A 14,294-nucleotide genomic window follows, 5' to 3' on the forward strand; every position below is an offset into this window, starting at 1 on the left:
CTTGATCCCAGTGTGGTGCAGAAGATCAGCAGCGCACAGGGGGCGTGCCGAGGTGTGCACCGCACCGGCCACGGATCAGCCGGCGGCGGCCCCGGGCGCGTACTGCCACTTCCGGTGCGCCGTGACGGTCCGGATCCGCCAGCCCGGTTCCGTACGCCGCAATTCGAAGACGTACCGGCCACCGGTGACCAGGGCCGGGGCTGTCTCCCCGTCCCAGGCTTCCGGGCCCGTCGGGCTGAGGTAGTCGGCCCGTACCTGCGCCCGGTCACCGGGATAGCCGCCCAGGTCCTGGAGGTCCAGGCGCCGGTTGACGATCAGATGCTGGCGGGCGGGGGAGCGCCGCAGGCTCTCCGCCAGCCACCGCGCGGCCTCGGCGGCCGCCCCCTCGGACCCGCCCGCACCGCGGTAGTCGGCGCGCCCGTCGACCGTGAACAGGGCGCCGTAGTCCTCCCATGTGCCGTCCTCCAGCGCCACGGCGTAATCGGTGATCACTGCATCGATGGAGAGTCGGTCCATCACCGTCGCGAGAGCCACGCGCTGTGTCATCGCCCAAGTCTCGGTCGTCGGGCGCCGCACGCCAAGGGGCCGCGCACGACCCATGGCCCCGGACCTGGGGGCAGGTGTCAGACGGGGACGACGGCCACCGGACCGAGGGCGTGCGTCACCGTCGTCTGCGCGACGGGCGAAAGACCCAGCCCGAGGGACTCGCCGCCCTTGCGTCGCCCCACCACGGTCAGCGCGGCGGTGGCCGACGCCGTGACCAGTGTGCGCGACGCCGAGCCACGGACAGGTTCGCGGACGACGTCCACCTGCGGATACTTCTCACGCCGGCCCGCGGTGAGTTCGGCCAGGGTCCGCTCGGCCGTTTCCCCCGCGGCCTCGCTGTCGAACACGGGGCCGCCGGACAGCATCGACGAGAACATCGTCCATCCGTGTACGAGCCGCAGTCGTGAGCCCGGCCTGGAGACGGCGGCTTCGAAGGCGAAATCGAGGACCGTTCCGCTGCTCTCGTCGGCGGCGACCCCCGCGACGACGTCCGGGAAGGTGTCCGTCGGCTCCGCCTCGCTCTCGTCCGTCCGGCCGGTGTGGACGACGACGACCGGGCACTGCGCCATCGACGCGGTGGCCAGACTGTTGGATCCGATCATCAGCGAGCGGAATCCGCCCAGACCGCGCGATCCGACGACCACCATCGAGGCGTCCCGGCTGAGCGAGGTGAGCGCCGCCGAAGGGAAGTCCAGCGGGGCCAGCGTCGAGGTGGGCAGACCCGGGGCGAGCCGTGAGGTCCGCAGCTCGGCCTGCGCGAGCATTTCCTCGGCCTCCCGCAGCCCCGCTCCCTCCTCCGCACGCCGGGGGAGGGGACGGACGTGCACCATCAGCAGCGGCAGACCGCGGCGCGCGGCTTCGTCGGCGGCCCAGTCGAGCGCCTCCCAGCTGTGCGCGGAACCGTCCACGGCGGCGATCACGGGAAGGTCGTCGGCGGTCATGAATCCTCCGAGGCGGGTCGGAAATCTCCGGGGCCGGGGCAGGTCAGCCCCGAACCGCGATTATCGCCCGATCGCAGGGGGAGCGGCCCGGCGGGCCTCACCGGCGTACGAGGACGACTGTGCAGGGGACGTAACCACGCTCGATCGTCCGGCGTGACACCCGGGAAACGGGCCTTTCGTACCGTCGCGATATCAGCGCCCCCAGGAAAGGCCGCCCATGACCGAGCCGAAGCCGCAGCCGGACACTCCCGCCCAGGTGCGGACGGTCTGCTCGTACTGCGGTGTCGGTTGCGGCATGGTCCTCGACATCGGCAGGGGCCCCGACGGGCGGCGTACCGTCCTGAAGGCCACGGGCGACAAGGCGCACCCCGCGAACGGCGGGCGGCTCTGCACCAAGGGCGCGACGAGCGCCGAGATGCTGGCCGCCCCCGGCCGTCTGACGACGGCCCTGGTGCGGGCCGACCGCAGCGAGGAGCCCGCGCCGCTGCCGATGGACACCGCGGTCAAGGAGACCGCGCGGCGGCTGCGCGCGATCGTCGACGAGCACGGGCCGGACGCGCTCGCCCTGTACGTCTCCGGGCAGATGACGCTGGAGGCGCAGTACCTCGCCAACAAGCTGGCCAAGGGTTTCGTCCGCACGAGCTGGATCGAGTCCAACTCCCGGCTCTGCATGGCCAGTGCGGGCAGCGGATACAAACTCTCGCTGGGAGCCGACGGCCCGCCCGGCTCGTACGAGGACTTCGAGCACGCGGACACCTTCTTCGTCATCGGCTCGAACATGGCGGACTGCCACCCCATCCTCTTCCTCCGGCTCATGGAACGGGTGAAGGCCGGTGCGAAACTCATCGTGGTCGACCCCCGGCGCAACGCCACCGCGGACAAGGCCGATCTGTTCCTGCAGATACGCCCGGGCGCGGACCTGGCCCTGCTCAACGGCCTCATGCACCTCCTCGTCGAGAACGGCCACACCGACCCGGAGTTCATCGCCGAGTACACCGAGGGCTGGGACGCGATGCCTGGTTTCCTGCGGGATTACACCCCCGCCGCGGTCGCGGAGACCACCGGCATCCCCGAGGCGGACATCCGCCTGGCCGCCCGCTGGATCGGCGAGGCGGGCGAGTGGATGAGCTGCTGGACCATGGGCCTCAACCAGAGCACCCACGGCACCTGGAACACCAACGCCCTGATCAATCTGCATCTGGCCACCGGAGCGATCTGCCGCCCCGGCAGCGGCCCCTTCTCGCTCACCGGCCAGCCCAACGCCATGGGCGGCCGCGAGATGGGCTACATGGGCCCGGGCCTGCCCGGCCAGCGCGGCCTGCAGTCCGACGACGACCGCACCCACGCCGAGGAGTTGTGGGGCATCGCGCCAGGAACCCTGCGTACGGACGTGGCGGGCACCGGGACCGTCGACATGTTCCGGCACATGGCGGACGGCGGGATCAAGGCCTGCTGGATCATCTGCACCAACCCGGTGGCGTCCGTGGCCAACCGCCGGACCGTCATCGAGGGGCTCGAAGCAGCCGAGTTCGTCGTCACCCAGGACGTGTTCGCCGACACCGAGACCAACGCGTACGCCGATGTCGCCCTGCCCGCCGCGCTGTGGGGTGAGGCCGAGGGCGTCATGGTCAACTCGGAGCGGAATCTCACGCTCGGCAGGCAGGCCGCCGACCCGCCGGGGGAGGCATGGCCCGACTGGCGGATCATCGCGCGGATCGCCTGCGAGATGGGGTACGAAGAGGCCTTCGACTACAGCAGTGCCGAGCAGATCTTCGAGGAGATCAAGCGGGCCCACAACCCGAAGACCGGCTACGACCTGCGCGGAGTCACCTACGAGCGACTGCGCCGCACCCCCGTCCAGTGGCCCAGCGCCACCCCGGACGGCCCCGACCGCAACCCGGTCCGCTACCTCAACGACGGCGTCAGCCGGACCCTGTCCGTACGCCCCGACGGGAGCCTGCCCCGGCTGGCATTCCCCACAGCGAGCGGCCGGGCGGTGTTCTTCGCCCGCCCGCACCTGCCGGCGGCCGAGATGCCCGACGACGACTTCCCCTTCGTGCTCAACACAGGACGCCTGCAGCACCAGTGGCACACCCTGACGAAGACCGGGAAGGTCGCCAAGCTCAACAGGCTGAACCCCGGCCCCTTCGTGGAGATCAACCCGCTGGACGCGGCGGCCCTCTCGATCGGTGAGGGCGACTCGGTCGAGGTCGCCTCACGGCGTGGCCGGGCCGTTCTGCCGGCCGTGGTGACCGACCGGGTGCGCCCCGGGGACTGCTTCGCGCCGTTCCACTGGAACGATCTCTTCGGCGAGTACCTCAGCGTCAACGCCGTCACCAACGACGCCGTCGACCCGCTGTCCTTCCAGCCCGGATTCAAAATCTGCGCCGTGACACTGGTGAAGGTCGCCGCCGTCGTACCGGCTCCCGCCGAAGCACCCGCCGACGCCTCCGTCGCCGCCCTCGCCGGGGTGTTCGGGATCGCGGACACCGCCCCGCCGGTACTGGCCGCCCACGAGCGGCGCTACCTGTCCGGTTTCCTCGCGGGACTCGGTACGCAGTCCGTGGGCACCCCCGTACTGCCGGTGCACGCGCCGTTCGACCCGGACCATGCCCTGTGGGTCAACGGGGTACTGGCCGGGATGTTCTCCCGCGCGCCCGGCGAGGCCTCCCGAAGCCCGGAGCCCGCCGGGACGGCGCAGGCACCCGAGGCCGTATCCGGCCGTCAGGTCGTGGTCCTGTGGGCGTCGCAGACCGGGAACGCCGAGGAGGTCGCGGCGGCCGCAGCGCGGCGGCTGGCCGCCGAAGGGCGGCCGGCGACCCTCCTCGGGATGGATGACCGTCCCCTGGAGAGCCTCCCGCGCACAGCCGATCTGCTGGTCGTCACCAGCACCTTCGGCGACGGCGACGCCCCGGACAACGGTTCCGGGTTCTGGGACTCGCTCAACGCGCCCGACACACCCCGGCTGGACGGTGTGCGCTACGCCGTACTCGCCCTCGGGGACTCCTCGTACGACGACTTCTGCGGGCACGGCAGACGGCTCGACGAACGCTTCGGCGAACTGGGCGCCGTACGACTCGTCCCCCGTACGGACTGCGAACCGGACTACGAGGAGCCGGCCGGGCAGTGGCTGGAGGAGGTGTTCGCCGCACTGGGCGCCACGCCCGCCCCTGTCGCCCCTACGGTCCCTTCCTCACCGGCCCGCTCGACCAGGACGGCCACCGGGCGTCTCGTGGGCAACAAGCTGCTCAGCCTCCCCGGTGCCGCCAAAGAAGTGCGCCAGTTCACCTTCGACACCCGGGACAGCCCCGTACCGCTCACCTACGAGGCGGGCGACGCACTCGGCGTGGAGGCGCTCAACTGCCCCGAACTCGTGGCGGAATGGCTCGCCGTCACCGGACTGGACCCCGCGGAACCCGTCGACGTGTCAGGCGTGGGTTCCGTGCCCCTGGAAGAGGCTCTCCACCGCCACCTGGACATCGCCCGGATCACTCCCGGACTGCTGCGCCTGGTCGCCGACCGCACCCACGACCGCACGCTCAAGAAGCTCCTGCGCCCGGACAACAAGGGCGAACTCGCACAGTGGACCTGGGGCCGGCAGGCCGTCGACGTCATCGCCGGACACAACGCCCGCGCCACCGCGGCCGAGTGGGCGGGAGCCCTCACCCGTCTCCGGCCGAGGCTCTACTCCATATCCTCCAGCCCGCTCAGCGACCCCGGCCTCGTACGTCTCACCGTCTCCGTCGTCCGTTACGAGAACCGTCACGGCACCGTCCGCAAAGGCGTGGCCTCCACCTTCCTCGCCGACGCGGAAGCGGGCAGCCAGGTCCCGGTATTCGTCCAGCGCGCACCGCACTTCCGCCCGCCGGCGGACCCGGCCACCCCGATGGTGATGGTCGGACCCGGCACCGGAGTCGCCCCCTTCGTCGGCTTCCTGGACGAGCGGCGCGCCCTCGGCCACCGTGCCCCCAACTGGCTGTTCTTCGGTGAGCAGCGCGGGGCCACCGACTTCTACTACCGGGACGAACTCGACTCCCTGCGCCGCGACGGCACCCTGACACGGCTGGACACCGCCTTCTCCCGCGACCAGCGGGCCAAGATCTACGTACAGGACCGGATGCGGGAGCACGGCGCCCAGCTGTGGTCCTGGCTCCAGGAGGGCGCCCACTTCTACGTCTGCGGCGACGCCTCCCGGATGGCGAAGGACGTGGACCGGGCGCTTCGGGACATCGCCGTGTCCCACGGCGGACTCCAGGAGGACACCGCCGCCGCGTACGTCAAGCAGCTCGCCGCCGACAAGCGGTACGTGCGCGACGTGTACTGAGCTCAGCTCCCCGACAGGGCCGCGGTGAAGGCCGGGAGGTACGCGGACTCGTGTCCCTCGGCCGTCGGGTGGACGTTCGTGCTGCTGATCCACGCGTCGCCGGTGCAGATCTCGTGCCCGGCGAAGGCCGGCCGGCCGTCCGCGAACGCGAATCCGGCCGCCTCCGCGCGGCCCGCGATCGTGTCGTTGAGCAGGTCCGAACCCTGGTTGACGGCCGTGCGCTTGGCGGAGCTGAGCCCGCCGAGGCAGAGGCCGCCCTCCTTGTAGAGGTGCGGGTACCCGATCACGACGACCTCGGCGTGGGGTGCCCGGGCGCGGACGGTCGTGTAGAGGCTGTCCAGCTCGCCCGGCAGCTCGTTCACCACGTACTCCCCGGCGGTCTCCAGGGCCCGCTCGCACGCCGACTGCGTGGAGTACTGACAGCTGAGCATGGTCGAGGCGAACCCGGAGTCGTTGCCCCCGATGCTCAGGCTCACCAGAGTGGTGTCCTCGTCCAGGTCGCCCACCTGGTCGCCGAGTACGTCGGGGATCTTCGCACCGCCGCAGGCGGCGAAGGTGAACGAGGCCGGGCCGTTGGCGTCGGCCCAGAGCGCGGGATAGGCGTTGCGGCTCCGCGTGCACGCGACGTCGGAGTAGTCGCCGGCGCCGGTACCGGAAGCGTACGAGTCACCGAGGGCCACGTAGTTCACCTCGGCGGCCGCTGTGCCGGCTGCCGCCGTGGACACGGGGACCGAGGCGAGCGCGAGGGCCAGGAGAGCGGCGCAGGCTGAACGGGACAGGGGCATGGGGGTTCTCCGTGGTGTGGGGAGCGAGGACGGCGGTGCACGGCTGCCGCGCGACGACGGCTGCCGTGACCACGCCCAACTTCCCGCCCCTGGGGCCCCACGTCATCGGTGAAATGACCGACGGCCGGGGGCCTGGCCGCCGGGTCCGGCGAGCGGACGGGCTCAGACGTGCAGGGTGGGCCGGTAGACGAGCTCTTGGATGTGGCCGTCGAGCGTCCGGCACTCGATCAGCTCGAGGTCGAAGTCGGCCGCACCCTGGAAGATCGGGTCCAGCCCGGTCCGACCGGTGATCACGGGGAAGAGCGTCACCTGGACACGGTCGACCAGACCGGCGGCCATCAGCGCCCGGTTCATCGACAGGCTGCCGTGGGAGCGCAACGGTACCTCCGACTCCTCCTTGAGCCGAGCGACGACGTCGACGGCATCGCCGCTCAGCACGTTCGCATCCGGCCAGTCGAGGGGTCCTTCCAGCGTGGTCGACACCACCGTTGCCGGCAGGCTCCTCATCCGCGTGACCCATGGGTCACGCACATCGGAGTCCTCGGTGCTCGAGGCCAGCATCCGCGCGAACGCCCGGTACGTGTTGGCCCCCAGGACCATCCGCTGCTCCTCGTCGTAGAGGGCGAGGCGGTGGTCGAGGAGCTCAGGGCCTTGCTTGCCCCAGTAGCCGGTCCAGTTGCCGCCGGCGGCGCCGAATCCGTCGAGGCTGGAAAAGACGTCGAAGGTGTAGGAAGCGGTCATGGTGCTCTCCTCGAGTGCGGCTGATCGCGTATGGGGAATGCAGACCGGCAACCACGCCGGGACTCATCGCCCTTGGATTCCTGAAGCCGGACCGCGCCGGATGCGACGCAGGGGCTCCACCACGGCCAAGAAGGGGGAACGTAACTCAGGCAGTCGGCGACAGAGCAGGAGGCGGGCCCGGACACCCCCCGAACGAGGGATCCGGTCACCCCGAGAAGTGTCCCTGGGGGCGGGCGACCGCAGGCCTACGTCTTCGGTAGCGGCCACCCGGGGCATGCGAGGGTTCTACGGGCGGGGGCTGACCAGGGCGTCGACCGCGTCCAGCGCACGGTGCCACGGGTAGCCCTCCGGCCGCCGCTCTCCCGGCCGGTTCGGCACGAAGCCGCCGTCGCCGTACAGCAACCGCACCCCGGCGGCCCGCAGCGCCTCCACCGATCGATCGAACTGCGCATGCTGCGCGTAAGCGGTATTCACACACGGCATCGCCACGATGGGGATCCCCTTGCCGGTGCCCTCGGCGACCACACCGATGACGAACTTCGATGTCAGCCCGAGCGCCCACTCGTTGACGGAGTTGAACGTGGCCGGCGCGAACAGGATCACGTCCGCCTTCGGCCACACGTCGGGCTCTCCCGGCATTTTGTATTCCGACCGCACCGGGTGCCCGGTCAGGTCTTCCAGGGCGGGCAGCTCCGCCTCCAGCCACCGGGCCGCGGTCGGCGTCAACCCCAGGCACACGTCCCACCCCCTGTCCTGTCCGGACGTGATGACCCCGGCCACCTCGAAGACCGGAGGGGCTGCGGAACCGAACAGATACAGGGTCGTCATGCCACTATCCGACCACACGCAACCGCCGTCCAGCCGCGCGGAATCGGGGCCGAGGGCGACTCAGGAACCCGAGCGCGGCGGTACCTTTCCAGACGACGAGTCAGGGACGGAGGCCGGTATGCCGAGACTGGACGACGACCACACAGGTACCCGCATCAAGGAGCAACGGAAGCTCGCCCGCCTCACCCAGAGACAGTTGGCGGACCGGCTCCCGTACTCCTACAGCCTCCTCAACCAGGTCGAGTGCGGCGCCAAGCCCGCCAACCTGGATTTCGTGGCGGCCGTTTCCAAAGCTCTGCGGGTCGACGTCACCGCACTGACAGGACAGCCGTACGTGATCGAGCTGCGGCAGGATCGCCTGGCCGGACTCGTCCGCCCCATCCGGGAGGCACTCGACCTGTACGACCTGGGGGCCGACGAAGCGATCCCAGAGAAACCGGCCGCCCAGCTGGTGGCCGGTGCCGATTACCTGTGCGCCCAGGTCCGGGCCACGCATCTCCGCAACGCGGCCAGGCTGATCCCGGCGGCGATCGCGGACCTGACGACCGCAGCGTGGCGGACCCGGTCGACCGAGCTGTGGCATGCCCTCGCCTCCACCTACCGGACCGCACACGACATCACGGTCAAGCTCGGCTACTACGACCTCAGCGCGGTCGCCCTCGACCGCATGGACTGGGCCGCCCGTCAGGCATCCGACCCGTGCCTCGCCGCGATCCGCCAGTACATGCGGGCGCTCGTCTACTTCCGGGAGGGCGAGTACACGATCGGCCAGCGGCTCGTCGCCGTCGGCCACGGCATCGTCGGCGCCGCGGAACAGACCCGGGAAGCTGTCGCCGTCACCGGCCAACTCCACCTGGGGGCCTCCGTCATCGGCGCCCGCGCCGAGGACCGGACCGCCGTCGACACCCACCTCGCCGAGGCGGAGCGGTGCGCCGACCGGACCGGTGACGCCTCCAAGATCCACTGGCTGTCCTTCGGCCCCACGAACGTGGCCCTGCACCGCATGTCGGCCGCGGTCGAGATGCGGCAGTACGACAGCGCGCTCGTCCAGGCCCGGCAGATCCACATCCCACCAGCTCTCGCGACCTCGAGGCGCGCGCACTTCCTCATCGACCGGGCACGCTCCGAGATGGAGACGGGCCGCACCGAGGCGGCCCTCGGCAGCATCGTCGAAGCGCGGCAGGCGGCACCGGAGCAGACCCGGTACCACCCGGGCGCCCGCGAGACCGTCAAGGGGCTGGTGCACATCTCCCGCCGCACCCCGGCCTCCCTCGGCCACATGGCCGCGTGGATCGGCCTGTGAGACCCCGCTCACCCTCTGACCTGCTCACGCTCACGAATCTGTGAGCGTGAGGCCCTTCCTCGCGCGTCACGCTGGTCCCGTACCTGATCAACGACGAAGCGGGAACGCCATGGCCATGAGGGACTTACCGCCAGTCACCGAGTTGACCGAGCAGCAGCAGCGCGGGTGGGTATGCGTCTGGTGCGGCACGACACTCCACACCGGTACCGCGCGCGACCTCGGCGAGCAGCGTCACAAGCCCGAGGAAGGGATCTCGTACTCCTGGTTCCCGCGGGCCTGTCCCGACGGCGCGGCCTGCGTCCGGCGAAAGCAGTGACGGTGACCCGCTGATGAAGATCGTCCGGAAGCGCCCGGTCGGGGAGAGCACTGCCGAGCCTTCTCCGCCGACTCCGGACCCGGCCCCCGGGCCGGCCACATGACGCCCGCCCGTGCCCGCCGCCGACAGCGCTGCAGGGTTCACTGGAGCCGTCGAGAAACAAGGTGTCGCTTTCACCTACCGGTGTCGTTGAATCTCAATGACCTGTCAAGCCCCGTAGAACGCGGTGGAGCCAGCCGCTTGCTGCTGGTGCGGACGGAAGGGCAGGTACGTAGAGGCGGTGGTCGCGGAGCATCGCCCAGAGCACGTCGACGCGGCGACGTGCGAGAGCGAGGACAGCTTGGACGTGGCGCAGGCCCTCGGCCCGTTTGCGCAGTTAGAAGTCCCTGGACGGGCCGGGATACCTCATGGCACTCTGAGCGGAGAGGTAGAAGACCCAGCGCAGACGGCGGTCGTAGCGTTTGAGCCTGTGCAGGAGGCCGGTCCGGCGGCCGGAGTCGCGTGGAACTGGGGCCAGTCCGGCGTACGCGGCCAGGCGGTCGGCGTCACGGTAGGACGAGAGGTCCCCGGCGATGGCGACGAACTCGGCGCCGAGGATGGGGCCCATGCCGGGTAGTGACTCGATGATCTCCGCGCGCTCGTCCGTGCGGAACAAGTCCCGGATCTCCTTGTCGTTGGCCCCTGGATCGCCGCGAGGGCCTTGGGACCGGACGCGGCGAGAGCGTCGACGAGGCGGGAGACTGTCGGATCGGAGGCCACCGGGCCGAACATGCCCGGCTCGGCCCGCAGCATGCCCACGTCTGCGAAATAGTCTCCGCCCAGTGCGACGGCCAGGTCCACATCCAGCAGGATCTTGCCAGGATCGTGCACCGCCCGCCGCTTGCGCCACGGCGACAGGGCCGCCGATATCGCGGTGTCCAAACCGGACTTGCGGACCGTCTCGACCAGCAGCACCGACCCGGCTTGCGAGACCACCCCACGGCCGCCGCCCTCGACACGGACACGCGGATAAGACCCGGTACGCTTCTTCACCTGGACTTCCTTGCAGCTGACAGGACCCTCAACAAGTCCCATCGTTGCAGGTCAGCGGCACTCTCCGTTTATTTGATCAAGAACCGGACGACCTCACTCGCGAAGGCGCGAGGTTAGGTGTGGGTGAGCCTTGCCACGCACCGGGAGAGGACGTCCTTGAGTACGCGCTGGTGCTGTCGTAGGTCCGGGAGCAGATTCTAGTGATCTGCAGATCACAGCAGGTCAGGCCGTGTTTATGCTAATCGTGAGGCAGGTTTTTCTCACGGCCATCCGGTATGTTCAGGCAGTCGCGTTGTCCCTCGAAGCCGAGCAGAACCGTGCGGTGATCCGAGGTGGCGCGCAAGTCCTCGGGGCTCGGATGGGCATAGACGCGCTTCGTGAACGACGCGCTCACTTGACCCTGTCCCTGCCGAAAATCTCCTCCGGACCCCGCTGAGTACGGCCTCGATCCCCGCATCCTCAAGGACGGTGTCGAACAGGGCGGGGTACTTTCCGTCGCGGTCGCGGATCATGAACCGGGACCGGCAGCCGGCATCCTCGAGATCCATGACGAAGTCCCTGGCGGCCTGTGCCACCCAGGAGGCGGTCGGGTGCGCCGTCGCGCCCAGGATGCGGATGCGTCGGCCGGCGTGCCCGATCACCGCGAACACGTACAGCCGCGCCTTGGACAGAAGGAAGGCTGAGATCTGACACTCGGACCGTATCCGGAGGCCGAGTCTGGCGCACGAACTCCACGGCCTCCACTGGACTTCCGAATACTATGGATCCATGACCATCGCAGCAGACCTTCCCGTGGCGACTCGGCGCTCCTCGGACCTGAGCAAGCGCTCCGCCGAGGTCTTCGCCGAGGCCGAGGACCACCCCGTGACGGTGACCCGGCGCGACGGCGAGGCTTTGGTCCTGATGTCGCAGCGCGAGGCCGAGGGTCGTGCCCGCTTGCTGAACTTTGCCGCGCAGCTCATCACCGTCACCCTCGACGACCGCGGCTCGCTCGCCGAGCGAATGTCCAAGGCCTTTCCTTGGATACTCGCGCTGTCGCCGGCCGACCGGGAGTCCTGCGCGCAGGACCTCGTCGATGCGGCGCGCGCGTCGTTCTCCACCGACCAGCCGCACCTCGCGATCGCAGAGCTGACCTCCTGGAAGGAGACGGCCACTGCCGTCGCGGCCGGGCTCAGCAGCGGCAGCGCCGGTCTGGAGTGGCTCGACGACGATGAGACCGTGGAGCGTCCCTAACCGTGGCGGCCGCCAGGAAGGGCGAGCTGGTTCCTCGCCCTCCGAAGAAGATCGAGTACGAGATCCGCTTCGCCACAGCCGATGCGCAGAAGGGATGGCGCGACCTCGTCGCGACGATCCGCAACTCCATGACGGAGACCTGGGACTTCCTCACGCGGACGCCACTGTCCACGACGCCGACGAACTATCGGCTCAAAGGTGAGCTCGGCGTCATCGAGCGTGGCGGCGCGACCCATGAGAGGTGGCAGCACAAACCGACTGCGAAGGGCACCGCGCGCAATCTGGTTCTACGTTCACGAGCGCACGGTCTTCCTGGAGCAGGTGCACACGAGCCACCCGAACGAGACGAAGTAGCGTCGCACATCGTCGGTGAGCGCGCATCTGAGTGGGATGGTCGCTGTGTGACTGCCACGGCTGGGGACTTTGACTTCACCCGAGGGTGGCGCGGCCTTGGGAAGGGGCGACTCGACCTCCCGATCACTCCGCGGATGGGAAGTCTGCGTGAAGCGGCTTCGCCAGCTTGAGATACGGAGCGGGCGAGAACAGCGCCAGCCCCAGGACGAAGTACACCACCAACCGGGCAGAGAGCAGGCGCCTGCGTTACTCACCGCGTCCGCACGCGGCCACTACTGACCTTCAAAGCGTGGTGTCTCAGGGGCTGACAGTTGATGGTCGTGGCGGTATGCCGTCTGTATGAGGTATGCGCAGGGTGGCGGGCTGGCTGCTGAGCGGCGGACGTTTCGTGAGCGGTTGCGGCAGGAGGCAGCCGAGCGGTTCGCTGTTGGTGACGAGGTCGCCGTCATCGCCCACGACCTGCGGATAACGGTCCACTCGGTGCAGCACTGGCACAGAGCGTGGGCCGAGGGTGGCGTGTGGGCGCTGGCCTCGAAGGTCCGGCCTCGCTGCCGGTGCTGAGCGACGAGTTGTTCGCGGTGCTGGAGCGGGAGCTGGACGAGGGGCCGCTGGCGCACGGGTGACCGGACCAGACCTGGACGCTGTCGCGGATCAGGACGCTGATCGGGCGCCGGTTCCACAAGAGTTACCCGTGGAATGACCGCGGCGGAGCTCGGTGCCTGGCTGCTGTACGAGCGCCGCCGGGCCCGCAACACCCGCTGGCGCAAGCTCGGTTGCTTCAAGCAAGCACTGCTCACTCTCGTCCATCTGCGTAAGAACGAGACATTCTCGCAGCTCGGAGCGGATTTCGGGATATCCCAGGCCACCGCCTGGCGGTACGTGGACGAGACTCTGGACGTCCTGGCTTCCTGGGCGCCAGGGCTCCACGAAGCCCTCACCGGCCTCGGCGAGGGCGACCACGTCATCGTCGACGGCACCCTGATCCCCACCGACCGGATCCGCGCGGACGAGCCGTACTACTCGCAAAAACGCCGCAAGCACGGCATGCATGTGCAGGTCATTGCCACCTCGGACGGCACCCCGCTGTGGTTCTCCCGCGCGGCGCTCGGCCGCGCCCACGGCATCGTCCAGGCATGCCTCACCCGGCAGATCCTCGTCCTCGCAGACCGCGCCTACCAGGGCGCCGGCGCCACATTCCGCACCCCCTACTACCACCACCGCGAACAGCCCGAGCACCACCAGCAGTTCAACCGGGACCACCCCGACTGAGAGCTCCGGGCGAACGCGCCTTCGCACAGCTGAAGTCCTGGCGACTGCTCCGGCGAGCGAGATGCTTCACCCGCCGTATCGGCACCATCGGGACTGTAAAACGTTCGGTGTAACTCCCGATCATGGAAGATGCATCGATGACCAGCGGCAACGTGGCCGAGGTCGAGACCGTTGAGTCGGCTGAGGCGGTGCCAGCGAAGTCTGTGGACGACCGGCTGATTGACGAGCTGGTGGGCCGGGCTCAGGCCGAGGGCCTGAGGTGACCCCGGCTGTGTGGACGCTCTGACACTGGATCTTGCAGATCCGAGGAAGGGTGTCCTGGTGGGACGGAAGTCTCCGTATCCGGCGGAGTTCAGGAACGATGCTGTCGCGTTGTACCGCGCGGCGGGTGGGAAGCGCGCGTATGCGGCGGTGGCGGCGGATGTCGGGGTGACCGGCGAGACGCTGCGGAGCTGGGTGCGTCAGGCCGATGAGTAGGCGGGTGGCGGCAACCGCGACGAGCCTGTCGCCGAGGGCAGGGATGAGGAACTGGTCCGGCTGCGGGCGGAGAACGGCCGGCTGAGCAGTGCGGAGAAGGAGTGGGAACTCGAGCGGGAGATCCTGTGCCGGGCCCAGTATTTCG

At 69.7% G+C, this 14,294-nt stretch carries 12 protein-coding genes and 4 pseudogenes; 8 read left to right on the forward strand and 8 right to left on the reverse strand.

All coding sequences use genetic code 11. The features are described 5' to 3' along the window. Positions 1-75: 75 nt before the first annotated feature. Together ACFYQ5_RS02845 and ACFYQ5_RS02850 are read right to left on the reverse strand one after the other, a co-directional pair. Positions 76-546, reverse strand: a complete 471-nt coding sequence (locus ACFYQ5_RS02845) for a nuclear transport factor 2 family protein (RefSeq protein WP_389192157.1) — start codon at positions 544-546, stop codon at positions 76-78. 77 nt (positions 547-623) lie between these two features. Continuing rightward, the gene (locus ACFYQ5_RS02850; protein WP_389192160.1) at positions 624-1,487 is read right to left on the reverse strand and encodes a universal stress protein; all 864 of its coding nucleotides are present in this window, start codon (positions 1,485-1,487) and stop codon (positions 624-626) included. A 217-nt stretch (positions 1,488-1,704) separates the two neighbouring features. Here ACFYQ5_RS02850 and ACFYQ5_RS02855 point away from each other — a divergent pair, with 217 nt between their 5' ends. Beyond that, positions 1,705-5,811 carry a molybdopterin-dependent oxidoreductase gene (locus tag ACFYQ5_RS02855; RefSeq protein ID WP_389192163.1) on the forward strand — a complete coding sequence of 1,369 codons (4,107 nt, stop codon included), beginning with the start codon at positions 1,705-1,707 and terminating at the stop codon, positions 5,809-5,811. Between the two features lie 2 nt (positions 5,812-5,813). Here ACFYQ5_RS02855 and ACFYQ5_RS02860 read toward each other — a convergent pair whose 3' ends face one another. From ACFYQ5_RS02860 to ACFYQ5_RS02870, 3 genes are all read right to left on the reverse strand, one after another. After that, positions 5,814-6,596 carry an SGNH/GDSL hydrolase family protein gene (locus ACFYQ5_RS02860; protein ID WP_389192166.1) on the reverse strand — a complete coding sequence of 261 codons (783 nt, stop codon included), beginning with the start codon at positions 6,594-6,596 and terminating at the stop codon, positions 5,814-5,816. 162 nt (positions 6,597-6,758) lie between these two features. Beyond that, positions 6,759-7,337, reverse strand: coding sequence for a dihydrofolate reductase family protein (locus ACFYQ5_RS02865; RefSeq protein WP_389192169.1), 579 nt, complete (start codon positions 7,335-7,337; stop codon positions 6,759-6,761). A 285-nt stretch (positions 7,338-7,622) separates the two neighbouring features. After that, the gene (locus ACFYQ5_RS02870; protein WP_389192172.1) at positions 7,623-8,165 is read right to left on the reverse strand and encodes a flavoprotein; all 543 of its coding nucleotides are present in this window, start codon (positions 8,163-8,165) and stop codon (positions 7,623-7,625) included. 118 nt (positions 8,166-8,283) lie between these two features. Between ACFYQ5_RS02870 and ACFYQ5_RS02875 the strand changes: the two genes are divergently transcribed. Next, positions 8,284-9,468, forward strand: coding sequence for a helix-turn-helix domain-containing protein (locus tag ACFYQ5_RS02875; RefSeq protein ID WP_389192175.1), 1,185 nt, complete (start codon positions 8,284-8,286; stop codon positions 9,466-9,468). 512 nt (positions 9,469-9,980) lie between these two features. Here the strand turns inward: ACFYQ5_RS02875 and ACFYQ5_RS02880 are convergent. The 3 pseudogenes from ACFYQ5_RS02880 to ACFYQ5_RS02890 all read right to left on the reverse strand — a co-directional run. Then, positions 9,981-10,457, reverse strand: a pseudogene (locus tag ACFYQ5_RS02880) (transposase); the annotation flags it as partial. A gap of 8 nt (positions 10,458-10,465) precedes the next feature. Next, positions 10,466-10,816 (reverse strand): annotated as a pseudogene (locus ACFYQ5_RS02885) (transposase); the annotation flags it as partial. A 422-nt stretch (positions 10,817-11,238) separates the two neighbouring features. Further along, positions 11,239-11,487, reverse strand: a pseudogene (locus ACFYQ5_RS02890) (IS481 family transposase); the annotation flags it as partial. A 97-nt stretch (positions 11,488-11,584) separates the two neighbouring features. On the opposite strand from ACFYQ5_RS02890, the gene ACFYQ5_RS02895 reads away from it, so the two are divergent. The 6 genes and pseudogenes from ACFYQ5_RS02895 to ACFYQ5_RS02920 all read left to right on the forward strand — a co-directional run bounded on the left by ACFYQ5_RS02895 (position 11,585) and on the right by ACFYQ5_RS02920 (position 14,149). Then, on the forward strand, positions 11,585-12,049 hold the full coding sequence (locus tag ACFYQ5_RS02895) for a prevent-host-death protein (protein ID WP_389192178.1): 465 nt from the start codon (positions 11,585-11,587) through the stop codon (positions 12,047-12,049). 2 nt (positions 12,050-12,051) lie between these two features. Further along, positions 12,052-12,573, forward strand: coding sequence for a hypothetical protein (locus tag ACFYQ5_RS02900; RefSeq protein ID WP_389193135.1), 522 nt, complete (start codon positions 12,052-12,054; stop codon positions 12,571-12,573). 169 nt (positions 12,574-12,742) lie between these two features. After that, positions 12,743-12,964, forward strand: a complete 222-nt coding sequence (locus tag ACFYQ5_RS02905; RefSeq protein ID WP_389192180.1) for a helix-turn-helix domain-containing protein — start codon at positions 12,743-12,745, stop codon at positions 12,962-12,964. Positions 12,965-13,099: 135 nt separating this feature from the next. After that, positions 13,100-13,785: pseudogene (locus tag ACFYQ5_RS02910) on the forward strand (transposase family protein). A 24-nt stretch (positions 13,786-13,809) separates the two neighbouring features. Further along, positions 13,810-13,935, forward strand: a complete 126-nt coding sequence (locus ACFYQ5_RS02915; protein ID WP_389192183.1) for a hypothetical protein — start codon at positions 13,810-13,812, stop codon at positions 13,933-13,935. A 58-nt stretch (positions 13,936-13,993) separates the two neighbouring features. Further along, entirely contained in the window at positions 13,994-14,149 is a 156-nt protein-coding gene (locus ACFYQ5_RS02920) for a transposase (protein WP_389193073.1), read from the forward strand. The last annotated feature ends 145 nt before the right edge of the window (positions 14,150-14,294 follow it).

The organism is Streptomyces sp. NPDC005794 (assembly GCF_042871445.1).
Taxonomy (GTDB): domain Bacteria; phylum Actinomycetota; class Actinomycetes; order Streptomycetales; family Streptomycetaceae; genus Streptomyces.